This is a genomic window from Synergistaceae bacterium (genome assembly GCA_017540085.1).
In the GTDB taxonomy this organism is placed as follows: domain Bacteria; phylum Synergistota; class Synergistia; order Synergistales; family Aminobacteriaceae; genus JAFUXM01.
On the sequence record JAFYBQ010000033.1, the window covers coordinates 60,939 to 85,893 of the forward strand.

Consider the following 24,955-nt stretch of genomic DNA (forward strand, 5'->3'; position numbering starts at 1 on the left):
AATGGGACAGAAAGTACACCCAATCGGCTACCGTCTCGGAGTATCGACCGAATGCCAGTCGAGATGGTACGCCGACAAGAAGAATTACGCGAAGAAACTTCATGAGGATATAAAGCTCCGCAAGTACATCATGAAGAAATGGGAAGGCGCAGGAATTTCACGCATTGAGATTGAGCGCGTCGGGCCTGTTGTGCGCTTCACGATTCACACGGCTAGGCCGGGAGTCGTCATCGGCAAGGGCGGCAATGAGATTCAGAACATCAAGAATGAGCTTCAGGCCATCACAGGCGGCAAAGTCATGGTGAACGTCCACGAGATAAAGAATCCTGACGTTGAAGCACAGTTAGTAGCAGAAGGAATCGCAAGCTCGCTCGAACGCAGGGTATCATTCCGCAGGGCAATGAAGCAGGCAATTTTCCGCGCAACAAAAGCAGGCGTTAAGGGAATCAAAGCACAGGTTGCAGGGAGACTCGGCGGTGCAGAAATCGCCCGTACAGAATGGTACAACGAGGGACAGTTGCCTCTGTCAACAATTAAGGCTGATATTGATTACGGATTCTCAGAGGCTGTAACAATGTACGGCGTTATAGGGTGCAAAGTGTGGATTTACCGCGACCGCAAAAACGAGAAGGCAGCAGCTCCGGCACGCCCGGCGCGTAACAGGCCGGCAAATAAGGGGGCGTAATCACAATGTTAATGCCCAGCCGTGTGAAATACCGCAAGTCCCACAGATCCCCGCTCAGAGGAATCTCAAAGGGCGGCACAACAATAGCGTTCGGTGATTACGGGATTCAGGCTCTCGAAAATGTATGGCTCTCAGCGCGTCAGATTGAGGCGGCACGTGTCGCGATCTCCCGCAAAATGAAGAAGGGCGGAAAAATCTGGATTCGCGTTTTCCCCGACAGACCGTACACAAAGAAGCCTCTTGAGACTCGTATGGGTAAAGGAAAAGGCGCGCCCGAATACTGGGTTGCAGCAGTGAAGAGAGGCCGCGTTCTGTTCGAGTTCTCCGGGATTACTGAGGACGTAGCGCAGGAGGCTTTCAGGACAGCAAGCCACAAACTGCCCCTGAAGGTTCGCTTTGTACGCAGCGGAGGGAGTGATTAGCCTGATGGACGCGAGCGTAAAGCCGGAAAAGCTCAGAGAATTAACGGGCGAAGAGATAGCCGGAAAAATCAAGGAGTACAAGACAGAATTATTCAACCTGCGTTTTCAGAATGCTGTAGGACACCTCAAGAACACAAGCCGTATACGCGAAGTCAGGAAGACAATCGCAAGGCTCATGACTATAGCAGGCGAGAAGGCAGCAAGTAAGCCAGAAAAGGAAGCCGACAATGCCGAGTAAAGTAAGAACGGGTATAGTCGTCAGCAACAAGATGGACAAGACAATCATCGTCCGTGTTGAGAGAATGGCGGAACACCCGCTTTATGGAAAGAGAATCAAGCGCGCAAAGAAATATGTCGCTCATGACGCGGAGAACGTCTGCGGGATGGGCGATGAAGTGAGAATCCGCGAGACAAGACCCCTCAGCAAGACAAAACGCTGGGAGCTTGTCGAGGTAATGAGGAAGGCTCCTGTATTCGGCAGTGAGGCGGAAGAATCAGAGGAGGTTCAGGAATAAATGATACAGCTTACGAGTGTCCTGAATGTCGCTGATAATTCGGGAGCAAGAAAGTTATTCTGCATTCAGGTTATGGGCGGAAGCAAACGGCGTTACGGGACGATCGGCGATGTCATTGTCGCGTCAGTCCGTGAAGCCATTCCGAACAGCAACATAGCGAAAGGAAGCGTAGTTAAGGCCGTAATCGTTCGGACAAAGAAAGAAGTCCGGCGCAGAGATGGGACTTACGTGCGCTTTGACGACAATGCAGCAGTATTGATTGACGCTAACGGCGAACCCCGCGGGACTCGTATCTTCGGGCCTGTCGGTCGTGAACTGAGAGCGAAAAAGTACATGCGTATATTGTCCCTCGCTCCTGAAGTAGTATAGGGAGACTCAGAAAATGACAGTAAGACTGAAGAAGAATGACCGTGTGAAAGTTATCACCGGCAAGGACAAGGGGAAAGAAGGCAAAATCATACGCAGGATTCCCGAAAGAGATCTTGTAGTTGTCGAGGGCGTAAATATGGTGTCGCGCCATGTCAGACCCAGCCAGAACAACCCGCAGTCCGGCATCATCAAGCAGGAAGCTCCGATTTATGCCAGCAAAGTTATGCTTGTCTGCCCTCAGTGCGGAAAAGCAACAAGAGTCGGAGCGTCATTCCTTGAGAACGGCAAGAAAGTCCGCGTCTGCAAAAAGTGCGGAGAAATTATCGATCGCGGAGGACTTTAAGCCATGACACCGAGAATGCTTGAGAAGTACAAGAATGAAGTCGCGCCCGCAATGCTCCGTGAATTTGGGTACAAGAACGTTATGCAGATGCCCAAAATCGAGAAAGTTGTCGTGAATATCGGAGTCGGCGATGCAAAGCTCGACATCAAATTCATGGACGCGGCAATAGCGGAACTCAGAGCGATAACAGGTCAGCAGCCCTTGCTGAAACGCGCAAAGAAATCAATCGCAGGATTCAAAGTGCGTCAGAATATGCCGGTTGCCTGCTGTGTAACTCTCAGGGGCGCAAAGATGTGGGAATTTCTCGACAGGCTTATATCGTTAGCACTGCCGAGCATCAAAGACTTTCAGGGAATTTCACGCAAAGGATTCGACGGGCGCGGAAATTTCAACTTGGGATTACGCGAACAGTTAATCTTCCCTGAGATAAGCTATGACAAAGTAATACGTTCACGCGGTATGAATGTCTCAATTGTAACGACAGCAAAGACGGATGAAGAAGCATTTGCGCTGTTAAAGGGACTCGGAATGCCGTTCAGGACAGGAAATCAGGGGGCATAAATAACAAAATGGCAAGAAAAGCATTAAAGTTGAAGGCAAAGCTCCCCCCGAAATTCAGCACAAGACAGCACAACCGCTGCCCGTTATGCGGAAGGATTCACGGCTATATCCGTATGTTCGACATGTGCCGCTGCTGCTTCAGGAAGATGGCTCGCGAGGGACTGTTCCCCGGAGTCGTCAAATCAAGCTGGTAAAGGGGGCGGGTTGAAATTGTACGTTAATGACCCGGTTGCAGACATGCTTACGAGGATTCGCAACGCAAATTTGACCTATGCCGAAAGCGTTGACGTTCCTTCAAGCAAAATGAAGTTAGCATTAGCCAGAATCTTAAAGGACGAGGGCTATATCAGGAATTTCAGAATGATTACTGACCCCGCAAAACCGTACGCAGAGATAAGAATCTACCTGTCATACGGCAGCAGCAAGGAGAGAGTCATTCAGGGACTCCGCAGAATCAGCAAGCCCGGAAGAAGAATCTATGTAGGCCGCGACAAGATACCCGTCGTAATGGGCGGACTCGGCCTCGCGATTCTCTCAACGTCAAAAGGACTCAAGACCAGCACGGAGGCCGGAAAATTAGGTCTCGGCGGGGAAGTCCTCTGCTATGTCTGGTAAGGAGGATAAATCATGTCTCGTATCGGACGCAAGGCAGTAGAAATCGCAAAAGGCGCAAGCGTTGAAGTCAAAGGCACTGACATTGTAGTGAAAGGCCCGAAAGGCGAGCTTCACGCGCAGTTGATGCCCGGAATCGCTGTTGATGTTGACGGCGGACTCGTGAAGGTCTCGCGCTCAAACGAGGAGAAGCAGACGAGAGCCTGGCACGGAATGACACGCGCATTAATCGCGAACATGGTTACGGGCGTTACGGCTGGTTTCTCAAAGACAATGGAGATCGTTGGGGTAGGCTGGAGAGCCGCGCTTCAGGGCAAAAAGTTAGTGCTTAATCTCGGATATTCACACCCGATAGAGTTCACGCCCCCTGAAGGAATCGAAATCGTAGTAGAAAATCCCATCAAGTTCCATGTGAAGGGAATCGACAAGGAATTAGTTGGCCAGACATGCGCCCTGATAAAGAAATTCAGACCGCCGGAGCCTTATCACGGAAAGGGAATCAAGTTCGAGAATGAATATATCCTCCGCAAGGCCGGCAAGACTGGGGCGAAATAAATCATCATGAAGAAGAGAAGCAGAAATGACATGCGCGTATTAAGGCATGAGAGATTACGCAGGACGCTCGCAGGCACAGCAGAAAAGCCGCGCCTTTGCGTTTTCAGAAGCCTCAAGAATATTTACGTTCAGGTTATCGATGACGACAAAGGACACACGCTCGTATCAGCGTCAACCCTCGACAAGTCATTACAGCCCGAACTCAAAGGACACTGCAACGTTGAAGCCGCAAAAGTTATCGGCAAAGCAATCGCCGAGCGCGCAAAGGCAAAAGGTATCAGCAATGTTGTGTTCGACAGGGGCGGACATGCCTATATCGGTAAAGTTATGGCGGTGGCTGAGGCTGCCAGAGAAGGAGGGCTTGTATTCTGATGCCCAGAAGAAATGAGACAGAGGCAGCAGAGCTTCAGGAACGTGTAGTAGCGATTAACCGCGTCAGCAAAGTCGTAAAGGGCGGAAAAAGATTCCGTTTCGCGGTTCTCGTAGTTGTCGGGGACGGCTCATCGCAGGTCGGCACAGGAATCGGAAAAGCTAAGGAGATCGCCGAGGCTGTCCGCAAAGGAATCGAGAAGGCCAAAAAGAATATGGTCTCCGTAAAACACGCGGGAAATACGATTCCTCATCCCGTTGTCGGCGAGTTCGGAGCGGCAAGAGTTCTCCTCAAGCCATGCCCTGAAGGTACGGGAGTCATTGCGGGCGGAGTCGTCCGGGCGATTATGGAGCTTGGCGGAGTGAAGGACGTTGTTACGAAAGTTACGGGAAGAACGTCAAACGCAATCAACGTAGCACACGCAACACTTGAGGCCATAAGGATAACACGCACAGAGTCCGAGATAATGAAGCTCAGAGGGCTTGCAGGGGATGACAGCGCAGAAGCGGAAGGTGATTCACATGGCGAAAATTAAGGCTAAGTGGGTCAAAAGCGCAATAGGATTCCCCGAAAGGCAGAAGCGCACAATAAAGGCTCTCGGATTCCGCAAGCTGAACTCAGAAGTAGAGCATGACGACACGCCGCAGATTCGCGGAATGATTGAACACGTGCGCCACCTCGTGAAATGGGAGGTTGTCGAATGATAACGTTACAGGATTTGCACCCCGCTAAAGGTTCAACCCATAGGGCCAAGAGACTCGGTCAGGGTATCGGGAGCGGAACGGGCAAAACTTCCGGAAAAGGCAACAAGGGCGACAAGGCCAGGACAGGCGGCGGAGTTAAGCCGGGCTTCGAGGGAGGACAGATGCCCATCACAAGAAGGACTCCCAAGCGCGGATTCAACAACGCAAGATTCGCGAAAGTCTTTCAGGTAGTCAACCTTGACGCATTAGAGAAAAAATTTGACGCGGGCGCAGAAGTTGACGCTGAAGCAATGTACGCCGCGAGGATTATCCGCAAGAAGGGAATCCCCGTGAAGGTTCTTGCTGACGGTGAATTAACGAAAGCCCTCAAGATTAAGGCCGGAGCATTCAGCGCGGGTGCTTTGAAGAAAATAGAGTCAGCCGGCGGGACTCATGAGGTAGTCTAATGTTCGGGTCATTGGGTGATATTTTCAGGCTGCCGGATCTGAAGCGCAGAATATTCTTCACCCTCTTCATTCTGTTCATTTTCAGGCTCGGCGCATACATCCCAAGCCCCGGCGTTGACCGTGCCGCGCTCGCAAGCCTCTTCAGCACAGGCGGGGGAGTTATGGACTTCCTCAACCTGTTTTCGGGGGGAGCTTTGAGCCGTTTCGGTATATTCTCGCTCGGTGTCGCTCCGTATATCAACTCAAGCATCGTAATGCAGCTCCTTGTTGTAATTTTCCCGTACTTAGAGAAATTGCAGAAGGACTCGACTGACGGCCACAAGAAGATTACGCAGTGGACTCGCTACGGTGCTGTAGTTTTCGCGGTCGTTCAGGCTATCGGAATGACAGCATGGTTAGGGAGTCTCGGAATTATGCAGGGAGGATTCCTCGATTGGCTGCTAGTCATCATCACGCTTGTTGCGGGATCGGTTGCGGTTATGTGGCTCGGCGAGGAGCTGACAGATCACGGAATCGGCAACGGAATATCACTGCTCATTTTCGCGGGTATCGTCGCAAGAATCCCGGAGGCTATCCTTCAGACGTGGAATATGGTCAGACTCGGTTCGATGAGCGTTATCGGTCTCCTTGTCGGAATCGTGTTGATGGTTATCGTTGTCGCGGGCTGTATCTTGCTGCAGGAAGGACAGCGGAGACTCCCCGTTCAGTACGCAAAAAGAGTCGTGGGTAACAAGATTTACGGCGGTCAGAGTACATTTATCCCGCTGAAAGTGAATCAGTCAGGAGTTATCCCGATAATTTTCGCAAGCTCATTGCTGATTTTCCCCTATACGATCGCAAATTATTTCAGTGAGAGCGCGACAGGAAGATTCATCAGCGCATTGTTCACGCCCAACAGCTTTTTCTATATTCTGTGCTATGTGGCTCTGATTATTTTCTTCTCGTACTTCTACACGGCGGTTGTCTTCAATCCAACAGACATCGCAAACAACATGAAGAAATACGGCGGATTCATTCTCGGCATTCGTCCGGGTCAGCCGACTTCAGACTACATCACGCGGGTTATGGAGCGTATCACTCTCGGCGGTGCTGTCTTCCTCGCGGTAATCGCCTTAATCCCTAACGTAATGTCGTCAGTACTCAACATCAACAGCTTCTACTTCGGAGGAACGGCGGTGTTAATCGTTGTGGGCGTTGCGATGGACACGGTGAATCAGATTGAGGCTCAATTGCTCATGCGGCATTATGACGGAATACTCAAGAAATCCGGCGGCGGCCGCAAAGGCTTTCTGAGGGGTTAATCATGAGGCTTGTATTGTTAGGCGCGCCTGGGGCCGGAAAGGGTACTCAGGCCGTTTTCCTCAAAGAACGCCACAACTTAGCGCACATCTCAACGGGTGATATTTTCCGTCAGAATCTCAAAGACAATACGCCGCTCGGACTTGAGGCCAAGAAGTTTATGGACGCAGGGCAGCTAGTCCCGGACGAAATCGTCATGAAGATGGTAGGCGGGAAGCTCGCGGAGTTCAAGCCCGGCGAAGGATTCATGCTTGACGGATTCCCCCGCACAGTGGCTCAGGCAGAATTTCTCGAAACTCAGACGAAACTTGACGGCGTAATCATGTTCAAAGTTTCTGATGAGGCAATCGTGAAGAGACTCACAAGCCGTGCAGTGTGCAAAGAATGCGGGAACGTTACGAACATTCACGAACATGACAAATGCCCGGCCTGCGGTGGCGAGCTTTACAGGCGCGATGATGACAACGAGGCAACAATCCGCGAACGCCTGAGAGTTTACCATGAACAGACAGAAGCACTTGTAGAGTTTTACAGGGCGCGGGGTCTGCTGATTGAGATTGATGCTACGGGAATGCCTGAGGAAGTTTTTGCGCGGGTTGTCGAGACGCTCGAACATGATTAAGCTGAAGACTCCCGAAGAATTAAAGCTCATGAGAATCGCCGGGCGCGTTACGGCAGAAGTGCTTGAAATCATGCGCGGTGCTGTGCGTCCGGGAATCTCAACGGGCGAGCTTGACCAGTTAGCCGAGGAGCATATACGCAGGAACAACGGCATTCCGGCATTCAAGAATTACCGCCCAATGTCGAGCATGACTCCTTTTCCCGGAACTATTTGCGCGTCAATCAATGAAGAAGTCGTGCATGGCATTCCGAGCTTCCGAAGAATACTTCAGGAAGGCGACATCATAAGCGTGGACGTTGGCGCGTATGTGAACGGTTACTGCGGGGACGCGGCCTGCACATTTCCAGTAGGCGAAATAAGCCCGGAGCGCAGGAAACTTCTTGAGGTTACGGAGGAGTCATTGAAGAGGGCTATTGCTCAGGCAGTGCCGGGAAATACCCTAGGCGACATTGGCAACGCAGTAGAAAGTTACCTTAAACCGTTAGGCTATGGGATCGTCCGCGATTACACAGGACACGGAATCGGCCAGAAAATGCACGAGGCACCGCAGATCCCGAATTACGGCCGGGCGGGGCAGGGTATGACGCTCAAAGCTGGCATGACTATAGCGATTGAGCCTATGATTATGTCCGGGCGCGAGAAAGTGAAAACAGGCTCCAACGGCTGGACAGTTTCAACAGTCGACGGGTCTGACGCAGCGCATTTTGAACGCTCGATAGCTGTTCTTGACGACGGGCCGGAGATTTTGACACCGTGGCAGAGTTTTCTGTAGGGCAGATCGTTATCTCACGGCGCGGAAAAGATACGGGGCTTGAGTATGTAGTCGCAGGATTCGAATCTGACGGAAGAATTAAGCTGATACGGCCGGAAAGATTCAACGTCAGCAATCCCAAGAGAAAGAATCCCAAGCACCTTCAAGGCACGTCAAGAATCGCAGAGAATTTAGCAGAAAAGATAAAGGCAGGTAACAACATTAATGCGGGATATTTTCACAGGAGCGTAACGGATGGCGAATAACTCCGGCAAAGAGGACGTAATCGAGGTAAAAGGCGTAATCACAGAGCCATTGCCCAACGCAATGTTCAGAGTTGAGCTTGAAAACGGGCATAAGGTTCTGGCGCATGTCAGCGGAAAAATGAGAATGCACTTCATCAGGATACTTCCGGGTGATAAGGTGCTTGTTGAAATTTCCCCCTACGATTTGACAAGGGGCAGAATAATTTATCGGTACAAATAATCCAAAAGGTGATAGACAAATGAAAGTAGGGCCTTCAGTAAAGCCTATCTGCGAATTTTGCAGGGTAATCCGCCGCCACGGGGTCGTCCGCGTAATCTGCTCACGGAATCCCAGGCACAAACAGCGTCAGGGCGTAAGGAGGTAACAGCATGGCACGTATAGCAGGCGTTGACCTTCCGAGGGACAAAAGAGTCGAAATCGGGCTGACATACATTTTCGGGATCGGCCTCAAGACATCGCAGAAGATTCTTGCCTCAACAGGCGTGAATCCCGACATCAGGGTTAAGGATCTCAGCGAGGAAGACACGCAGAAATTACGCCGCGAGATTGAAGACAATCACAAGGTTGAAGGCGATCTCAGGCGCGAGGTGTCAATGAACATCAAGAGGCTCATCGATATTGGGTGCTACAGGGGTCAGCGGCACAAGCTCGGACTCCCCGTAAGAGGCCAGCGCACAAAGACCAACGCAAGAACACGCAAGGGCCCGCGCAGGACAGTAGCCAACAAGAAGATGGCCACAAAGTAAACAGGAGGTAATTACAAAGTGCCGAAAAAATCAGCTCAGGCCAGAAAAGGCAAGAGACGCGAAAAGAAGAATATCAATTACGGAGTCGCGCACATCTATTCGACATTCAACAACACAATTATGTGCATAAGCGACAAGGCCGGGAACATAATCACATGGGCTTCAGGCGGCAACGTAGGCTTCAAGGGCGCGAGGAAGTCAACACCTTTCGCCGCTCAGATGGCAGCCGGGCAGGTCGCAAAGGGAGCGCAGGATCAGGGAGTTACGGAAATTGACGTTGTAGTCAAAGGGCCGTGGCCGGGACGTGAGAGCGCAATACGTGCATTACAGAGCGCGGGACTTCAGGTCAACGTCATCAAGGACGCTACGCCCATTCCGCACAACGGGTGCAGGCCGCCCAAGAGAAGGCGCGTCTAAATTTCCAGCAAGGAGCGTTAAATTTGGAGAGTACCAAGTTTAAAGTCTATATCGAGGAAAAATCACAGGATTACGGGAGGATATATATTGAGCCTCTCGAACGCGGTTACGGTGATACCCTCGGAAACGCACTGCGGAGGCTTCTCCTGTCGTCCATAAGGGGAGCCGCCGTTACTGCTGTCAGGATTGACGGAATTTTGCACGAGTTCAGCACAATAAAGGGAGTCCGCGAGGACGTAATAGAGATTCTCATGAACCTCAAGCACATTCCCATAAAGGCACGGAACACAAAAGACGGCGCAATTCCTGAAGGCTACAAGATTATCACGCTAGACTCGGACGACCTTCCCAAAGACTTTTTCACGAGGGAGGAGAATCCCGGAGTCATAACCGCAAAAGATATGCCGTGGGATAACGATTTCGAGTTTTTCGGGGACGGAATACTCTGCACACTTGAGCCGAAATCGCATATACTCATGGAAATTTACGTTGAGCAGGGAGTCGGCTACCTTTCGGCGGAGCGTGAGAGACCCGCGAATCCTCCGCTGCCCGTTGACGCAATGCTGGCTGACGCTATATTCTCGCCCGTCAAGCGCGTGAACTACACCATTCAGCCCGCAAGAGTCGGACAGAGCATAGACTACGAGAGACTCATTATTGAGGTGTGGACAAACGGAGCCGTAACGCCTGAAGAAGCCGTGAAAGAAGCCGCAAGGATCGCGGAAAACTGCTTCGGGCATATCGCTAACACAGTAGAGTCAGCACCGCAGGCCGAAATTCCGAAATATGAAGCTGTCATTGACGACACGCCCAAAACGGAAGAGCCTCCCGCAAGCAATACAGAGACAGAGGACACGGAGCATTACTCGCACCCTATCCACGAGCTTGAATTGTCGATAAGGAGCGAAAATTGTCTCCTGCGCGGAGGGATTCAGACTGTCGGAGAATTATTGCAGAGGTCAAAAGAAGAGCTGCTGAAGATTCGCAACCTCGGCAAAATCTCCCTCAAAGAAATTGAAGAAAGACTTACCGCGCTCGGCTACAAGCTCAAACCGTCAGCAGAACCGCAAGAGGCACAGCCCGGAAATCAGGCGGACGAACCTGCTGACAGCAAGCCGGAGTCAGAGCCGGAAGAGTCAGAGCCAGAGTCAGAAACAAAAGAATAACAAGGAGGTGCGAACACGAATTGAGACATCATGTTGACCACAGGACATTAGGACGCTACGGAAGCCACAGAAGGCTCATGCTCGGAAACATGGCCGCAAGTCTCTTCCTCAACGGCAGCATTACCACAACCGTAACACGCGCAAAGGAACTCCGCAGGGTCGCCGAAAAGCTCATCACACGCGCAAGAGGCGGGAGCGTTCATGACATCCGCGTAGTGTTCTCGAAAATGCCTCACAAGGCAGCGGCAACGAAATTATTTCAGGAGATAGCCCCTAAGTATAAGAGCTTCGACAAGGGCGGCTACACAAGAATCGTAAAGCTCGGCGCGAGAAAAGGCGACGGCTCACCAATGGCAGTGATTGAACTTGTTGACAGAGAAGAGCAGAAATAATCCCCCGCTTATCGAGGCGAGGTCTGTTTCGTTCTCATATGACGCAAAAAATACGGGACGTGCATTAAACCGCGTCTCGTTTTTTGTAGACAGAGGCGAAAGAGTCGCCATTCTCGGCCACAACGGAAGCGGAAAATCAACGCTGGCAAAAATTCTCGGCGGCATTATTGACCCGTCTGAAGGGGAATGCCTCATCAACGGCAAAAACATTCACACGATGGATTTTCGTGAATTGCGGAAAACTGTCGGGCTTGTGTTTCAGGACCCCGAAAATCAGATTGTCGCGGCTATGGTTGAGGATGATACAGCGTTCGCGCCGGAAAATCAGGGGCTTCCCCCGGACGAAATTCAGCTGCGTGTTGACATGGCACTTGCTGAGGCTGACATGCTCCACAAAAAGGGCGCGGCGGTCTCGGCTTTGTCGGGCGGCGAAAAACAAAGGCTCGCCCTTGCCGGAGTCCTCGCGGCTGATGTCGAATGCCTCATACTTGACGAGCCAACTGCAATGCTTGACCCTACCGGGCGTATCAACGTCGAGAAAGTATTACGCTACCTTCACGCAGAGGGGATGACTGTCATACAGATTACACATCAGCTTGAAGCGGAAAACTTCAGCGACATTCAGCGGGTTATAGTCCTGTCTCACGGCGGAATAGTCTGGCAGGGTGATACGGTTTCTTTCTGGGATAATGCAGAAAATCTCGGTTTCAGCGTTCCCGACAGCCTGAGAATTAAACGTTACTGCGATGTTCACGGCGTAAAATTCCCGGAAGGACTCGCAGGTCTTTCACCGTCAGCAAAAAAAACAGTCTCACAAAAAACATCAGGACGGGAAAAATTCAGAATTGACGGACTCGGCTTCAGGTATGAGGCAAAATCTTACGCGCTCAGGGACATTCACGCAGAAATTTACGCGGGCGAATGGCTGTCAGTAATCGGCAGAACAGGCAGCGGAAAATCTACCCTAGTCCAGCACCTTAACGCACTGTACAAGATTCAGGAAGGCAGAATATATTTTGACGGTCAGCCATTGCCGCAAAAGGGGGAAGATGTACATACCCTCAGACAGAAAACGGGACTCGTTTTTCAGAACCCGGAAGATCAGCTATTCTCCGCGACAGTGAAAGAGGAATTAGCATTTGCGCCGAAAAACGCCGGCTTCAGGGGTGAAGAGCTTGACGCGGCTGTGATTTACGGACTCGAATGCGCCGGACTCAGCCGGGACTTTCTCACGCGGAGACCCATTGCGCTCTCAGGCGGTGAACGGAGACTCGTTGCGATTGCGTCCGTGTTGTCGGCAAAGCCTGAAGCTGTCGTGCTTGATGAGCCTTTAGCCGGACTCGACGCTTCATATCAGGCAAAAATTCTCGGAATGCTCGCAAGGCTCCGGGACGAGGGAAAGACTATCATCACAGTTACCCACGATTTGAACATGGCACTTCACTACAGCGACAGGATATTGATTCTCAGGGACTCGCGAATGATTCAGGAGGGAAGGCCGCATGAAGTCATCCCCGAAATCATGAATACTCTTGAGCCGGAAGCATGGCCGGAAGTCCTCAGAATATCAGCAGAAATACACAGCATCAACCCAAATTTCCCACTAATATATGACTACGAGGAGTTTATACGATGTATCTCTCAAATATGAACCTAGGCCAGTACATTCCGACAGGCTCATTCATTCACAGGCTTGATCCCAGGGCTAAATTGTTCTCGTTCATACTCATAATATCAGCCGTATTCCCGTCAAAAACCGTAACAGGAGTCATCATATGGCTTGCGGCTCTTGCTGTTACTGTGGCGGTGTCAAAAATTCCGTGGCGGTCAGTCTTTCAGTCAGCAAAACCCGTGATGTTTCTTGCGGTGTTCACGTTCGTGTTCAACTTAGGCGCGGAATATTTCAGATCCCGCAATATCGCCGGGGCATTAGGGAGCGCGTTTTTCATGGTGTCAAGACTCGTTATCCTGATGATGTTCGCGGTAATGCTGCCTCTGACGACTTCACCGCTTGAGCTTGCTGACGGGCTGAATGAATTATTGAGTCCGCTTGAGAGATTCCATTTTCCCGCGAACGAATGCGCGATAATGATAGCGATGGCGTTACGTTTCATACCGCTGTTAATGCAGGAGACCGACAAAATCATACGGGCGCAGTTATCACGGGGGGCGAGATTGGATCAGGGAAATATATTTCAGAGGGCAAAAGCATTTTTCCCCGTATTGATACCGCTGATAATAATAATATTCCGCCGGGCTGATGATATTGCTGTCGCTATGGACGCCCTCGGCTATGACGGCGGAAAAGGACGCACAAGAAGACGACCGTTAGTGTGGAAGATGTCCGACACTCTGACGGTTGCGGCTTGGGTTGCGGGAGTCGGGGCATTTTTTGCGCTGGGACTGTGATATGAATTACGCGGTGAAAGTCTCGTACATAGGGCTAAAATATTCGGGATGGCAGATTCAGCCGGACGCACTCAGCATTCAGGAGGCAATAGAGTCGGCACTGGCCCGAATCGCGGGAGTCCCCGTCAGAATCACAGGTGCAGGAAGGACAGACAGAGGAGTCAATGCCTGCGGGCAGGTCGCTTCCTTCAGCATGAACAAGAATATTCCGCCGGAAAAATTAAGGCTCGCAATAAATTTCTACCTTCCCGATGATATACGCATAATGAAGGCTTATTATGTCCCTGAAGGATTTAATGCGAGGTACTCGGCAATATCAAGAGAGTATAAATATTTCGTGTATCATGGCCGTGTATGTCCGCCTGTAATGAATAATTTTGTGTGGCACAGGAAGAGCGGACTTGCGTGGGATATGAGTCTTGCGCGGGAGGCTTGCAGAATGATTCAGGGGCGGCATAATTTCAGGGCGTTCTGCCGGGCGGGTGAATGCCCTGATGACCCGTTCAGGACGATTGACACACTACGAATCAGGACGCGGGGGAATCTCTCAATCATCAGCGTGAAGGCTCAATCATTCCTCACGAACATGGTGCGGATAATCGCCGGGAATATTGATACAGTTGCGACAGGAAAGAAGAGTCTTGCGTGGCTTGAGGGATTATTGTCCGGGAGTGAGAGAACAGAGTCGGCCATGACCGTCCCGGCCTGCGGTCTGTGGTTCTGGCGGGTGAATTACGACTCAAATCTCAGGGTCGCCGACATTCCGTCATAACCGCATACAGTCTCCGGGAAAATCGCTTTTGCGTTCGGCAGGAACATGGCCGGATTCGTTACGGACTGGGAATAATGAGTCAGCCACAATTTTTTGACACCTGCAATTTTCGCGCACTCCGCCGCCTGCGAGAATGTCATATGCCCGCGGGCAGTCGCAATTTCCGCGTGTGAGTCATCGCCGTATGTCGAGTCGCAGATTAACAGGTCAGCACCCTTTGAGGCGTTAATCAGGCTTCCGCAAATGGCCGTGTCTCCCGTGAATATCACCTTGAGGCCGCGCCGTTTTTCCCCTAAAACTTGAGACGGCTGAATCTCTCTTCCGTCAGCAAAAACCGTGTTACCCTTCTGCAATTCGCGCCATAATTTTACCGGGACTCCTAGCTCCTGAGCTTTAACGGGGTCAAACTTCCCCGCCCGCCCAAGCGTGAATGAATACCCCTGAGCCACACAGCGATGTTTCACCGGGAATGACGACAATACAGCCTCATACGGCCATCCCGGAATGACCTCGCACAGCCTCACACCGTCAGCAGGAATCATCATCATCACGACATCATACGGAAGCCATCCCGTTAATGTCATCATCGCCGGAACAACGTCCGCAAGTCCCTCCGGCCCGGCAATGTATACAGGCTCAGTCCGCCCCGCGCTGTACATCGTCTGCAAAAGTCCCGGAAGCCCGAAAATATGATCCCCGTGATAGTGAGTCAGGGCGATAATGTCCGTCTTCATGAGGCTGACTCCCGCCTTCCTCGCCGCTGACTGTGTACCCTCCCCGCAGTCGAACAAGACGGAATGCCCCCCGCATGTCAGAAACGCGCACGACAACGCCCGCTCCGGGATAGGGGCAAGGGCAGCCGTTCCGATTAGTGTAACGTCAATCATGATTTACCCTCCGCAATATATTTCATGGCCTCGACTAGCTGAATGTCTTTCGGGACTCCTTCAAGCCTCAGCGCGTGTATATGCCTCAGAATTTCGCCGACTAATTTTCCCGGCTCCGCTCCGAGTCTGAGAATATCACCGCCCGTAACATATGGCTGACTCATTCGCTCATGATACAGCCTGAGAATGTCAGAGCGCGAATCCCCGGTGAAAATTTCAGACATCAGCGACAAATCATCAGGGGACTCGGCCTCGTCAAGCAGTCGCAGGAATGATGATACGGGCGAATCCGGCGGGACTGCTGCGAGTCTTTTTGCTGACTGGGACATGTTCAGCGCGTATTCTGTGAGATGTGAGTCGTTCGTCAGGCGCGAAAGGAATCGGACTATATCACCTTCAGCCCAATCATGGCACAATACAGCGAGCATGAATCCGGCCATGTATGATGACTTTTCCCGGACTGCCGCGGCTTTGTCGGGAATGTCAGAGTCTGAGACTTCAGCGAACCACGGGGATAACTGATTCATGTCGGCAAGAACAGCAAAGAAACGCGATGGGGATTCCGATTTCGTGAGGGCGGACTCAAGCTCCGAATAAACGCGCTCAGGGGCAAGCCGTGAAATGTCTGCTGACGAGCATATATCCCGCGTATCACCGTCAACCGAAAATCTCAGAACCGCCGAAAATCTCGCCGCCCGTATCACTCTTAACGGGTCAAGAAGAAATGTATCATCATCAACCCGGCGTATTATGCGGTGATTTATGTCGTCAATTCCGCCGAAAAAGTCGAGGATTTCTCCCGTCAAAACGTCCTGCATTAATGCGTTCATTGTGAAGTCCCGCCGTTTTGCCGCGTCAATATAGCCCGTGAAAGGATCTATTTCACCCGTGATTAGTGAGCGGGGAAGGACAATATCAACGCTGTAATGCCTCAGTCCCAGTATGCCGAAACTCGCGCCCATGCTGAGAGGCTCGCCGAGCGTGTGAAGAATGTCATTGAGACGCGACTCCGTTACGCCGTGAATCTCTATGTCAATATCCTTGCTGACTCTCCCTAAAATTTTGTCCCTCACGTAACCGCCGACATAGAAGACTCTTCCGCCTGAGTCTTTCACGGCCTGCGCGATTCGTTCGGAGATGTATATATTTCTTTTCATTGGCCGCTGACTTTTATCATGACTGTGTTAATGTTTACCCCGGCCATGTTCTGACAGCTCATTTCGTCAGCAAGCCCGGCAATCATTCTTATTCCGACATTCGCGGCGGGGTCTGTGCCTGAAAACTGATCTAGCCATTTGCGCGGGTCAAATTCGGGGCAGTTGTCGCGGATTCTTACCGTTAGTACTCCGCCGGTGTATGTGATTCGCAGGTCAGCGTGATTCCGGCCGTTTTCCCTGAAACCGTGCTTTACGATATTCACGGCTATTTCCTCTGCGGCAAGCCCGGCAATGTTGCTCTTGCGCCGTGAAATTTTATGACCCAGACAGAAATCTATAACCTTCCGGGAGATATTTACCGCCTGTTTTGCTGACGTTACAGAAAATTCCATGAACTCGCCCGCTTTCGCACCGAAACTTTCAGGCAGCTTCAGCCAGTCAGCAAGCGAGAAAGTAATCCTCCCCGCGTTAATGAACACGGACAGCATTATGATTATGAGGCATACAATCTCGCTTAGGGGGAAAGAAAACCACACGCCGGAGTCGCCCATGAACGGAACAAGGACGGCGGCAATAACGGCCATGATGATATTCTCGGAGAATGACACGATATTTACGAGGCGCGTTTTTCCCTGAAGCTGATACGCCTTAATGAAGACGATGTACACCGCGTTGAAGATTAAGAAGCTCGGAAACAATAACATCATGCGCTCCGAAATGTCAAAAGCCGCGTAATCATGCTCAAAAAACTGTCCCGGCTCAAAGAAGAATTTAGAGACATAATACGCGCCCGACATGATAAACAGCATGACCGTCCCCGAAAGAAGCACACCGAATTTCAGCGAGTACCTTCCGAGCATGAGCAACGACTCACGGTCATTCTCTCCGTAATACATGCTCCCAAGCGACATAAACGCCCCCCCGCAGCCCATCGGCACAGCCCCGGCAATCGCGCAGATATTCCCCTGAATGTTCATGACCGCGACGGCTGAAGCTCCTATGTTCCTCATCAGCGTCATGTTCATTACGCAGCCTTTCACCGTACAGCCAAGTGTGAACATCAGGCTGGGAAGACCGAGAATTGCCGCCTCATAAAGCCGGGACAGGCATAAATTTCCCAGCTCAATATGCACAGGCTTGTATTTATCCGTAAATCCGGGAAACACGCAAAGGAACGCGAAAACGTAGCTCGCAGATGTCGCAAGGCCAATCCCGAACGCGCCAAGTCTGAAATATACAGCAGCAATATCCATCGCAATATTTGAGACAAGCATAACAGCTATTGAGACATACGAGAGTTTCACATTGTTGTTCATGGGCAGGAATACCATCAGGAAGCCGTAAAGTATCTGAAACGTTATCCCGTAAGAATATCCGCCGATATAGTCTCTAAGGTTCAGGATAACAGCCCTGTCATGATTTCCCGCCGTGAGAAAAGCTATAAGAGGCTCACAGAACAGTACGCACGAGACTGAAATCACAGCTCCGCAGGCCGCGAGGAAAAAAAATCCCGATGAGAAAAGAGAGACAACTTTCCTACCGTCCCCGCTTCCGACAGCGCGGGAACACAGAATTTGCAGGCCGATTATCAGCACATACGAGAATCCCATCAGCGTAACTACAGGCGCGAAAAGCCCCGCGGCGGCAACAACATTAGGCCCAAGAAAACGCCCCGTAACCGCCGTGTCAATCATTGAGTTCGCGGCGGAAATTATGATACTGAAAATTTGCGTTACAGCCAGCTTCAGATAAGTATCCCTGATGATAAGAAAATTCATGAGTTACACACCTCTTTGTTTCTGTAAAAAAAGTGAGAACCCCGCGAATGATTCCGCAAGATTCTCACTAGTTGTTCTCGACTGCTGTTAATGCGGTGTGTGTGGATTCTGGCAGGAGACCTTTTGCGCTACTGCTTTACGACGTTGGCAGCCTGGGGGCCTTTCTCGCCGTTTACGATGTCGAACGTTACCTTCTGACCCTCATTGAGAGTCTTGAAGCCCTCGCCCTGGATTGCGGTGAAGTGGACGAGAACGTCCTTTCCGTCGTCTACGGTGATGAAGCCGTAGCCTTTGCTCTCATTGAACCATTTGACAGTTCCCTGTGCCATTGAAAAAAAAGCCTCCTGATAATGATAATAAAAATATTTCGCAAATAGAATAATAAATACACTAAATTGCGGAGATTAGATTACATTCTTTGCGGGAATATGTCAAGCGAGTAAAAATTTACACATCGTACACAATTTACGCGATAATTTTCCCCCCGCAGACAAAAATTTTTCGGCTATAATATCACAATCGCAGTCAAAAATTTATGGGAGCTTGCTTGCAGGCTGAGAGGGAACTTTTTTCCGTGTTCCGACCATCATAACTTGATCCGGGTAATGCCGGCGCAAGGAACTTTATCAGAATCGCATACACTCACACACGCAGAGAGCTTCCCGAAAAAAGGAGTAATCATAATGTTATCTTCATGCCTCGAAAATGTCCGGGCAATGTCGCCCCTAGTCCACAACATAACGAACTATGTTACAGTGAACGATGTCGCAAACGCAATATTAGCCGCCGGAGCCAGTCCCATTATGGCCGATGAGCCTGATGACGCATACGAAATCACCGCGATATGCTCCGCGCTGAACGTCAACATAGGCACACTCAATTCACGCACAATAGAAGCGATGTTCCGGGCCGGGAAGAGGGCTTCAGAGCTGGGACACGCGACACTGTTAGACCCTGTAGGGGCAGGCGCAAGCAGTCTCAGGACAAACACTGCGGTGGATCTCATGAAGGAGATAAAGTTTGACGTTATACGCGGGAATGCCTCAGAGATTAAGACTCTCGCGCTAGGCTCCGGGAAAACTCACGGCGTTGACGCGGACAAAGCTGACTCCGTGAGCGACTCAAATCTCGGATTCATGGCTGGATTCGTTCGTGATTTCGCGAAATCGTCCAGGGCTGTCGCGGCTCTCACAGGGGCAATTGATATTGTGTCGGACGGTGAGAAGTGTTACGTCATACGAAACGGGCGGGCGGAAATGGGACGCATTACCGGCACAGGCTGTATGCTGTCGGGAATCATGGCCGCGTTTGTCGCCGCTAATCCGGGCAATGTGCTAGAGGCTTGCGCGGCGGCTGTCTGCGTAATGGGACTCGCGGGTGAAATCGGATATTCTCACCTTCAGAATCACGAGGGAAATTCTACGTACCGAAACAGAATCATTGACGCAATATATACCATGACAGGAGAAATTTTAGACGGAGGCGCGAAATATGAGATTATCGGCTGAAAGTCTCAGGCTCTACGCCGTAACAGACCGCACTTGGCTTAACGGGCGGACTCTTTCTGACTGTGTGCGCGAAACAATCGCGGGCGGGGCGACAATGATTCAGATCCGGGAAAAGTCGCTCGGCTATGAGGCATTCAGGGACGAGGCACGAGAGATACAAGCGGTTTGCCGGGAAAATAATATCCCCTTCATCGTGAATGACAATGTGAGATTAGCGCGGGAAATTTCTGCTGACGGAATCCACGTAGGCCAGGACGATATGAGCGCGGTTAATGTCCGTGAGATTGTCGGGCCGGGGATGATTCTGGGAGTCTCCGTGCGTACTGCTGACGAGGCAATAGAGGCTGAGAAAAACGGCGCGGACTATCTCGGAGCGGGGGCGGTCTTTCACACCGGCTCAAAGTCTGACGCTGTAGACATCTCACACACGGCACTGCGGGAAATCTGCGAGTCCGTGAAAATTCCTGTCGTCGCTATCGGCGGAATAAGCGCGGGGAATATTCACCTTCTCGCCGGGAGCGGCATTGAGGGAGTCGCGGTGATAAGCGCAATTTTCGCGCAGAATGATATACAGTCGGCTTCACGTGAGCTTCTAGCATTGTCGGAAAAATATTTTGCCCATGAATCTTAGGGGTGCGATATTTGACGCTGACGGGACATTGCTGGACTCCATGCACATTTGGCGGGAGCTGGGAGCGCGTTACCTTCAGAGCCTGAATATAACGCCGGAGGAAAATTTATCGGCGAAACTTTATCCCATGAGCTTGGAGCAGTCATGCAGGTATCTCAGGGATCATTACGGGCTGAGAGACTCGGAGGGAGATATACAGTCGGGCATTCTCGGAATAATTGAGGGATTCTACCGTGAGGAAGTTACGCTGAAAGACGGAGTGCGGGAATTTCTCCCGGCCATGCGTGAAAAGGGTATACAGATGGTAATAGCGACTTCCGGGAATCGGGATTTATTGCTGTCAGCACTCGAACGAAACGGAATCGCAGAATATTTTGATGAGATATTCACATGCTCGGAGCTGTCGACAACGAAACACGAGCCGGATATTTTTCTTGCCTGCGCTGAATTTATGAGCCTCAAGCCTGAGAATGTCGGAGTATTTGAGGATGCATTGTTCGCGCTTGAGACGGCAAAGCGTGCGGGGTTCGTAACATTCGGAGTTGCTGATGAGTCCAACGTTCACCAGTGGCAAATGATACAGTCAACAGCAGACTACACTATAGAAACATTCAGGGGAGGGATAATATCATGAAAACGGCACTCGCTATAGCAGGGTCAGACTCTTCCGGGGGGGCGGGCATTCAGGCGGACATTAAAGCCATGACAATGAACGGAGTTTACGCCATGACCGCAATCACGGCACTTACGGCGCAGAATACGACAGGAGTCACGGGTATCATGGAAGTTACGCCGGAATTTTTGCGCTCACAGATTGACGCGGTATTCACGGACATACGCCCGGACGCGGTGAAAATCGGAATGGTGTCAAGCTCAGGACTCATTCACGCAATATCGGACGCGCTGAAATTCTACAAGGCCGCTAACATCGTAGCAGATCCCGTAATGGTATCGACAAGCGGGGCGAAACTGATTGATGATGACGCTGTGAGGACTCTTGCTGATGAACTCTTGCCCCTCGCGGTTGTTGCGACTCCGAATATCCCGGAGGCTGAAATTCTTTCGGGCGTGAAAATTTCCGGGCGCGATGACATGATGAGGGCGGGCGCGAAAATCTGCGGTGAATACGGCTGTTCAGTCCTCGTAAAGGGCGGGCATTCGGTGAATGACGCTGATGATTTATTGTGTGAAGGTGCTGACAAATTCACATGGTTTCACGGCAAACGCATTGACACGAACAATACACACGGAACGGGCTGCACTCTCTCAAGCGCAATCGCGGCGAATCTGGCGAAAGGTCATAATCTCGCTGACTCTGTGAGGCTCGCGAAAGAATATATTTCCGGGGCGTTAGGGGCAATGCTCAATCTTGGGAAGGGAAGCGGGCCAATGAATCACGCGTTTTGTCTCAGCGGTAAATTTGCGGGAAAAATGGACATTCGTGGGATTCTGATGGCTTCAGTTTCTGACATCTGGCCGGAATACAATAATCATCCGTTTGTACGGGGAATTGAGACGGGGACTCTTGACCCTCAGAAATTCAGACGTTACATCATACAGGATTATTTGTACCTGAACGAGTACGCAAAAGTTTTCGCCGTAGGAATCGCAAAAGCAAAGAGCCTCGAAACAATGCGCCTATTCTCATCAGTCATTGACGCAATCGCAAACGTTGAAATGAACGTGCATAAAGGCTACATGGCCAAGTTCGGCGTGACTCAGGAGGAATTAGACTCTGCCTCGCGTGAACTCGCTAACCTGTCGTACACATCGTACATGCTAAGAATCGCATACGAGGAGGGCGAACCCGAAATATTAGCGGCGATTCTGTCGTGCGCCCTAAGCTACGAGGATATAGCGCGGGAAATCGTCAGGCGTAACCCCGAATCCGTAAATCACGAATTATATGGCTCATGGGTGCGGACATACTCAGGGGAGGAATATTGCGGTTTGAACGGCGTATTAGTGTCATTCTTGGAGAGGTCAGCGGAGAATTACAGCGAGTCGCAGATAAATCACCTTGCCGAAATTTTCCGGGAATGCTCGCTTTATGAGTCTGGATTCTGGGATATGGGATGGGCTGAATAATGCGGTGCGTGATAATCGGCGGGGCGGAAATCCGAAATTACCCGCTAATCCGCTCATATCTCAGGCCGGGCGATTTCGTGATATATTGCGACTGCGGTCTGAAACATTCTGACTCTCTCGGCGTGAGTCCGTCTCTCATTATCGGCGATTTCGACTCTCACCCAATGCCGGAAGACTCGCATAACGTTATAATTCTCCCGGTCGTGAAAGATGACACTGATACAATTTTTGCGGTGAAGGAAGCTATCCGCCGGGGATTTTCTGAGGTGTTAATGCTAGGTGTTACGGGAGGGCGGGAGGATATGACACTGGGAAATATTTACGCGCTGTTAATGCTGAAGGCTCACGGAGTCCCGGCCATGATTGCGGGCGACTTTTCCGAGATGAGCATAATTTCAGCGGGTGAAACGGTGAGGGTTTCTGACATATGGCGGTGCTTCTCCCTGCTGAACATTTCCGGCACTGCGTCAGGAATCACAATCACGGGCGCGAAATACCCCCTCGACAACGGTACTATTACCCCTGAATACCAGTACGGAATAAGCAACGAGACACTTCCCGGCCATGACGCTGAAATCACGCTGAAGGAAGGAAATTTATTGCTAGTCTGCGTTAGGCGGTGAAGATTTTTCCGGCTGTATGGTAAAATTCAGGTACAAAATATTTCAGGAGGTTTTACGGAAATGAAGAAGTCAGCATTAATCCTCGTGCTTGTTTTCATCATGGGCATTTTCGCGTTCGGAGCATCGGCGGAAGAGTCAGCGGTGTCATCGGACAAATCAGCGGCTCCTGCGGCAGTTGCGGACGGGGAATTTGATTTCCTGAGATTCGCGAAAGAAAGAGTCCTTCCCGATTTCCATCCCACAGTGAAAATTGAGGACGCTCAGGCGGATTTTGACGAGAAGCCGTTTGACAAGGGCGAGGGAGTCAAGCGCGCCAAGGTCGGAATATTCTACAAAGGCTGGATTCAGCAGCACTCAATGTTGATTGAGATGGATTACAGGGCGGAAGACAGGAAAGTCCGCGTAAACGTCCTCAAAGACACAAACGGCCTCAACCTTCGCGGTGCAAAGTTCTTCAAGGAAGGCGAATGGGTCAGCCTTGCGGAAATGGGCTGGAAGTAGTCAGAGCGAAAACAGAATAATATTCCGGGGCATCAGTGAAAGTTTTGCTGATGTCCTTTTTTTATGACGATGACAAAACAAGATTTTATTTCCCTCCTCAAGCGCAAATTCTCATCCCTCGTGATGATATTGATTCCCGCGTTCGCAATCACCCTCATAATCGGCGGGCTTGTGTGGGCATTCCGTTTCATGATTCCGGCGGAATGGCTCTCGGAAATTTCGCGCTACATCGACAACCCGTCAGAGCTTCGGAAACTCGGCGAGGGGTCTGAGTGGCTGTTCGTGCTGATACAGGTCTTGCAGGTCGTAATAGCTCCGATACCGGGACAAGCGGCGGCATTCGCGGGCGGGTTCATTTTCGGCTTCTGGAAGGGCTGGGCATTAACGACACTCGGACTCTTAATCGGGAGTCTTATTGCGATGTCATTGGCGCGGCTTCTCGGTATATCACTTGTCCGCAAAATCGTTCCTGAGTCGATAATTCAGCGTTTCGACTCTGTGATTTCTGACGGGGGATATATGACGTTCTTCATGATATTTTTGCTGCCTGCATTGCCGGATGACGCTGTATGCTTCCTCGCCGGACTCACAAAATTAAAGCTCCTGCCATTGTCGCTGGTGTGCCTTCTGGGACGCGCTCCGGGTATGGCGGTCTTGTCGTTCACGGGGGCGGGGTTCGCTGACGGCCTCACGGTTTGGGCGGAGATTCTTTTTTCTGTGATGATGGTATTGTCCGTATTGCTGTGGCTTTTCTGGGAAGTAATAGAGGCATGGGTGTATGATTTCCTGAAGATTAAGCGGTGATTACAATATGGGAGATAACAAGCGTCCGGCAAATTCTTTCAGCCTCATTACGGCCGGGCGTTTTCGTTTCCTGCGTGATGATTCTGTCTCCTCCGCGCAGTGCCTCAAATCGTTAAGAAATACCCGCTCAAGCTCATTCACTAGCCTCGTTGAGTACACGAACGCCTGAACCTCGTAATTTATCCCGAAACTTAGCGCGTCAAGATTGGCCGTTCCCACTGAAGCCACATGCGAGTCAGCTATCATTGTCTTTGCGTGAATGAAGCCCCCCTCGTATGTGAACACCCTCACGCCGTGAGCTATAAGCCCGTCAACGTATGACTGCGATGCCCACGAGACTATGACATGATTCGACCATGACGGAATTATGACACGGACATCAATCCCACGCGCTGAAGCGTTATAGAGAGCGTCAAGAAATTTCCTGTCAGGCGCGAAATACGGAGTCGTAATCCATACTCTTTTTGACGACGACTCAATCACCCGTATAAACTCGTCAGCAACAGCCCGGTAATCCCTCCCAGTCCCCCCCGCAATAATCCTCAGAGGAACGCC

Annotated in this window: 39 protein-coding genes and 1 riboswitch; of the genes, 34 read left to right on the plus strand and 5 right to left on the minus strand. The window is 51.0% G+C overall.

What is annotated here, in order from left to right; translation table 11 throughout:
- Position 1: 1 nt before the first annotated feature.
- Genes rpsC through truA form a run of 27 tightly spaced genes read left to right on the plus strand, consistent with a single transcriptional unit; the run spans position 2 to position 14,423 of the window.
- Entirely contained in the window at positions 2-685 is a 684-nt protein-coding gene (gene rpsC / locus IKQ95_07925) for a 30S ribosomal protein S3 (GenBank protein MBR4196621.1), read from the plus strand.
- A 5-nt stretch (positions 686-690) separates the two neighbouring features.
- On the plus strand, positions 691-1,107 hold the full coding sequence (gene rplP / locus IKQ95_07930; GenBank protein MBR4196622.1) for a 50S ribosomal protein L16: 417 nt from the start codon (positions 691-693) through the stop codon (positions 1,105-1,107).
- Positions 1,108-1,111: 4 nt separating this feature from the next.
- The gene (rpmC, locus tag IKQ95_07935) at positions 1,112-1,345 is read left to right on the plus strand and encodes a 50S ribosomal protein L29 (protein MBR4196623.1); all 234 of its coding nucleotides are present in this window, start codon (positions 1,112-1,114) and stop codon (positions 1,343-1,345) included.
- The gene (gene rpsQ / locus IKQ95_07940; GenBank protein ID MBR4196624.1) at positions 1,335-1,622 is read left to right on the plus strand and encodes a 30S ribosomal protein S17; all 288 of its coding nucleotides are present in this window, start codon (positions 1,335-1,337) and stop codon (positions 1,620-1,622) included. The genes rpmC and rpsQ overlap by 11 nt, the downstream gene beginning before the upstream one ends.
- Complete coding sequence (gene rplN, locus IKQ95_07945; protein ID MBR4196625.1) at positions 1,623-1,991, plus strand: 50S ribosomal protein L14; 369 nt, start codon at positions 1,623-1,625, stop codon at positions 1,989-1,991. It abuts the gene before it with no gap.
- A gap of 13 nt (positions 1,992-2,004) precedes the next feature.
- Positions 2,005-2,334: a 50S ribosomal protein L24 gene (rplX, locus tag IKQ95_07950; GenBank protein MBR4196626.1), complete on the plus strand. Its 330-nt coding sequence runs from the start codon at positions 2,005-2,007 to the stop codon at positions 2,332-2,334.
- Positions 2,335-2,337: 3 nt separating this feature from the next.
- Positions 2,338-2,895, plus strand: a complete 558-nt coding sequence (rplE, locus tag IKQ95_07955) for a 50S ribosomal protein L5 (protein MBR4196627.1) — start codon at positions 2,338-2,340, stop codon at positions 2,893-2,895.
- A gap of 8 nt (positions 2,896-2,903) precedes the next feature.
- Positions 2,904-3,089 carry a type Z 30S ribosomal protein S14 gene (locus IKQ95_07960; protein ID MBR4196628.1) on the plus strand — a complete coding sequence of 62 codons (186 nt, stop codon included), beginning with the start codon at positions 2,904-2,906 and terminating at the stop codon, positions 3,087-3,089.
- Positions 3,090-3,105: 16 nt separating this feature from the next.
- On the plus strand, positions 3,106-3,510 hold the full coding sequence (gene rpsH, locus IKQ95_07965) for a 30S ribosomal protein S8 (protein MBR4196629.1): 405 nt from the start codon (positions 3,106-3,108) through the stop codon (positions 3,508-3,510).
- A 12-nt stretch (positions 3,511-3,522) separates the two neighbouring features.
- Complete coding sequence (rplF, locus tag IKQ95_07970; protein MBR4196630.1) at positions 3,523-4,062, plus strand: 50S ribosomal protein L6; 540 nt, start codon at positions 3,523-3,525, stop codon at positions 4,060-4,062.
- Between the two features lie 6 nt (positions 4,063-4,068).
- A complete protein-coding gene (locus tag IKQ95_07975) occupies positions 4,069-4,434 on the plus strand; it encodes a 50S ribosomal protein L18 (protein MBR4196631.1) in 366 nt (121 codons plus the stop codon).
- Positions 4,434-4,967, plus strand: coding sequence for a 30S ribosomal protein S5 (gene rpsE, locus IKQ95_07980; GenBank protein ID MBR4196632.1), 534 nt, complete (start codon positions 4,434-4,436; stop codon positions 4,965-4,967). Before IKQ95_07975 ends, rpsE begins: the two co-directional genes overlap by 1 nt.
- Complete coding sequence (rpmD, locus tag IKQ95_07985) at positions 4,954-5,136, plus strand: 50S ribosomal protein L30 (protein MBR4196633.1); 183 nt, start codon at positions 4,954-4,956, stop codon at positions 5,134-5,136. Before rpsE ends, rpmD begins: the two co-directional genes overlap by 14 nt.
- Positions 5,136-5,582, plus strand: a complete 447-nt coding sequence (gene rplO / locus IKQ95_07990; GenBank protein ID MBR4196634.1) for a 50S ribosomal protein L15 — start codon at positions 5,136-5,138, stop codon at positions 5,580-5,582. The genes rpmD and rplO overlap by 1 nt, the downstream gene beginning before the upstream one ends.
- The gene (secY, locus tag IKQ95_07995) at positions 5,582-6,883 is read left to right on the plus strand and encodes a preprotein translocase subunit SecY (GenBank protein ID MBR4196635.1); all 1,302 of its coding nucleotides are present in this window, start codon (positions 5,582-5,584) and stop codon (positions 6,881-6,883) included. Before rplO ends, secY begins: the two co-directional genes overlap by 1 nt.
- A gap of 2 nt (positions 6,884-6,885) precedes the next feature.
- A complete protein-coding gene (locus IKQ95_08000) occupies positions 6,886-7,503 on the plus strand; it encodes an adenylate kinase (protein ID MBR4196636.1) in 618 nt (205 codons plus the stop codon).
- Entirely contained in the window at positions 7,496-8,275 is a 780-nt protein-coding gene (gene map / locus IKQ95_08005) for a type I methionyl aminopeptidase (protein MBR4196637.1), read from the plus strand. Before IKQ95_08000 ends, map begins: the two co-directional genes overlap by 8 nt.
- Positions 8,257-8,520, plus strand: coding sequence for a KOW domain-containing protein (locus tag IKQ95_08010; protein ID MBR4196638.1), 264 nt, complete (start codon positions 8,257-8,259; stop codon positions 8,518-8,520). The genes map and IKQ95_08010 overlap by 19 nt, the downstream gene beginning before the upstream one ends.
- Positions 8,510-8,740, plus strand: a complete 231-nt coding sequence (gene infA / locus IKQ95_08015) for a translation initiation factor IF-1 (protein ID MBR4196639.1) — start codon at positions 8,510-8,512, stop codon at positions 8,738-8,740. The genes IKQ95_08010 and infA overlap by 11 nt, the downstream gene beginning before the upstream one ends.
- A 19-nt stretch (positions 8,741-8,759) precedes the next feature.
- Positions 8,760-8,885 (plus strand): 50S ribosomal protein L36, encoded by a 126-nt coding sequence (gene rpmJ / locus IKQ95_08020; GenBank protein MBR4196640.1) that lies wholly within the window; start codon positions 8,760-8,762, stop codon positions 8,883-8,885.
- 4 nt (positions 8,886-8,889) lie between these two features.
- Positions 8,890-9,267 carry a 30S ribosomal protein S13 gene (gene rpsM / locus IKQ95_08025; protein ID MBR4196641.1) on the plus strand — a complete coding sequence of 126 codons (378 nt, stop codon included), beginning with the start codon at positions 8,890-8,892 and terminating at the stop codon, positions 9,265-9,267.
- Positions 9,268-9,285: 18 nt separating this feature from the next.
- On the plus strand, positions 9,286-9,684 hold the full coding sequence (rpsK, locus tag IKQ95_08030) for a 30S ribosomal protein S11 (GenBank protein MBR4196642.1): 399 nt from the start codon (positions 9,286-9,288) through the stop codon (positions 9,682-9,684).
- Positions 9,685-9,707: 23 nt separating this feature from the next.
- A complete protein-coding gene (locus IKQ95_08035; GenBank protein MBR4196643.1) occupies positions 9,708-10,850 on the plus strand; it encodes a DNA-directed RNA polymerase subunit alpha in 1,143 nt (380 codons plus the stop codon).
- 20 nt (positions 10,851-10,870) lie between these two features.
- Positions 10,871-11,242: a 50S ribosomal protein L17 gene (gene rplQ / locus IKQ95_08040; GenBank protein MBR4196644.1), complete on the plus strand. Its 372-nt coding sequence runs from the start codon at positions 10,871-10,873 to the stop codon at positions 11,240-11,242.
- Positions 11,217-12,893 carry an ATP-binding cassette domain-containing protein gene (locus IKQ95_08045; protein ID MBR4196645.1) on the plus strand — a complete coding sequence of 559 codons (1,677 nt, stop codon included), beginning with the start codon at positions 11,217-11,219 and terminating at the stop codon, positions 12,891-12,893. Before rplQ ends, IKQ95_08045 begins: the two co-directional genes overlap by 26 nt.
- A complete protein-coding gene (locus tag IKQ95_08050) occupies positions 12,875-13,651 on the plus strand; it encodes an energy-coupling factor transporter transmembrane protein EcfT (GenBank protein MBR4196646.1) in 777 nt (258 codons plus the stop codon). Before IKQ95_08045 ends, IKQ95_08050 begins: the two co-directional genes overlap by 19 nt.
- A gap of 1 nt (position 13,652) precedes the next feature.
- Complete coding sequence (gene truA, locus IKQ95_08055) at positions 13,653-14,423, plus strand: tRNA pseudouridine(38-40) synthase TruA (protein ID MBR4196647.1); 771 nt, start codon at positions 13,653-13,655, stop codon at positions 14,421-14,423.
- Here truA and IKQ95_08060 read toward each other — a convergent pair.
- The 4 genes from IKQ95_08060 to IKQ95_08075 all read right to left on the minus strand — a co-directional run bounded on the left by IKQ95_08060 (position 14,384) and on the right by IKQ95_08075 (position 18,574).
- Positions 14,384-15,310 carry a ribonuclease Z gene (locus IKQ95_08060; GenBank protein MBR4196648.1) on the minus strand — a complete coding sequence of 309 codons (927 nt, stop codon included), beginning with the start codon at positions 15,308-15,310 and terminating at the stop codon, positions 14,384-14,386. The genes truA and IKQ95_08060 overlap by 40 nt on opposite strands.
- On the minus strand, positions 15,307-16,467 hold the full coding sequence (locus IKQ95_08065; GenBank protein ID MBR4196649.1) for a CCA tRNA nucleotidyltransferase: 1,161 nt from the start codon (positions 16,465-16,467) through the stop codon (positions 15,307-15,309). The genes IKQ95_08060 and IKQ95_08065 overlap by 4 nt, the downstream gene beginning before the upstream one ends.
- The gene (locus IKQ95_08070; GenBank protein MBR4196650.1) at positions 16,464-18,245 is read right to left on the minus strand and encodes an ATP-binding protein; all 1,782 of its coding nucleotides are present in this window, start codon (positions 18,243-18,245) and stop codon (positions 16,464-16,466) included. The genes IKQ95_08065 and IKQ95_08070 overlap by 4 nt, the downstream gene beginning before the upstream one ends.
- A 128-nt stretch (positions 18,246-18,373) precedes the next feature.
- The gene (locus IKQ95_08075) at positions 18,374-18,574 is read right to left on the minus strand and encodes a cold-shock protein (protein ID MBR4196651.1); all 201 of its coding nucleotides are present in this window, start codon (positions 18,572-18,574) and stop codon (positions 18,374-18,376) included.
- A 196-nt stretch (positions 18,575-18,770) separates the two neighbouring features.
- Positions 18,771-18,882, plus strand: a riboswitch (TPP riboswitch).
- Positions 18,883-18,928: 46 nt separating this feature from the next.
- Here IKQ95_08075 and thiM point away from each other — a divergent pair.
- From thiM to IKQ95_08110, 7 genes are all read left to right on the plus strand, one after another.
- Positions 18,929-19,753 (plus strand): hydroxyethylthiazole kinase, encoded by an 825-nt coding sequence (gene thiM / locus IKQ95_08080; protein ID MBR4196652.1) that lies wholly within the window; start codon positions 18,929-18,931, stop codon positions 19,751-19,753.
- Positions 19,737-20,384 carry a thiamine phosphate synthase gene (thiE, locus tag IKQ95_08085; protein MBR4196653.1) on the plus strand — a complete coding sequence of 216 codons (648 nt, stop codon included), beginning with the start codon at positions 19,737-19,739 and terminating at the stop codon, positions 20,382-20,384. Before thiM ends, thiE begins: the two co-directional genes overlap by 17 nt.
- Positions 20,374-21,018 (plus strand): HAD family phosphatase, encoded by a 645-nt coding sequence (locus IKQ95_08090; protein ID MBR4196654.1) that lies wholly within the window; start codon positions 20,374-20,376, stop codon positions 21,016-21,018. The genes thiE and IKQ95_08090 overlap by 11 nt, the downstream gene beginning before the upstream one ends.
- Positions 20,952-22,472: a bifunctional hydroxymethylpyrimidine kinase/phosphomethylpyrimidine kinase gene (gene thiD / locus IKQ95_08095; GenBank protein MBR4196655.1), complete on the plus strand. Its 1,521-nt coding sequence runs from the start codon at positions 20,952-20,954 to the stop codon at positions 22,470-22,472. The genes IKQ95_08090 and thiD overlap by 67 nt, the downstream gene beginning before the upstream one ends.
- Positions 22,472-23,095: a thiamine diphosphokinase gene (locus IKQ95_08100; GenBank protein ID MBR4196656.1), complete on the plus strand. Its 624-nt coding sequence runs from the start codon at positions 22,472-22,474 to the stop codon at positions 23,093-23,095. Before thiD ends, IKQ95_08100 begins: the two co-directional genes overlap by 1 nt.
- A gap of 60 nt (positions 23,096-23,155) precedes the next feature.
- Entirely contained in the window at positions 23,156-23,596 is a 441-nt protein-coding gene (locus IKQ95_08105; GenBank protein MBR4196657.1) for a hypothetical protein, read from the plus strand.
- Between the two features lie 63 nt (positions 23,597-23,659).
- The gene (locus IKQ95_08110) at positions 23,660-24,400 is read left to right on the plus strand and encodes a TVP38/TMEM64 family protein (protein ID MBR4196658.1); all 741 of its coding nucleotides are present in this window, start codon (positions 23,660-23,662) and stop codon (positions 24,398-24,400) included.
- Here the strand turns inward: IKQ95_08110 and IKQ95_08115 are convergent.
- Positions 24,401-24,955, minus strand: a 555-nt coding sequence (locus tag IKQ95_08115; GenBank protein ID MBR4196659.1) for a hypothetical protein, incomplete at its 5' end; no start/stop codon positions are given.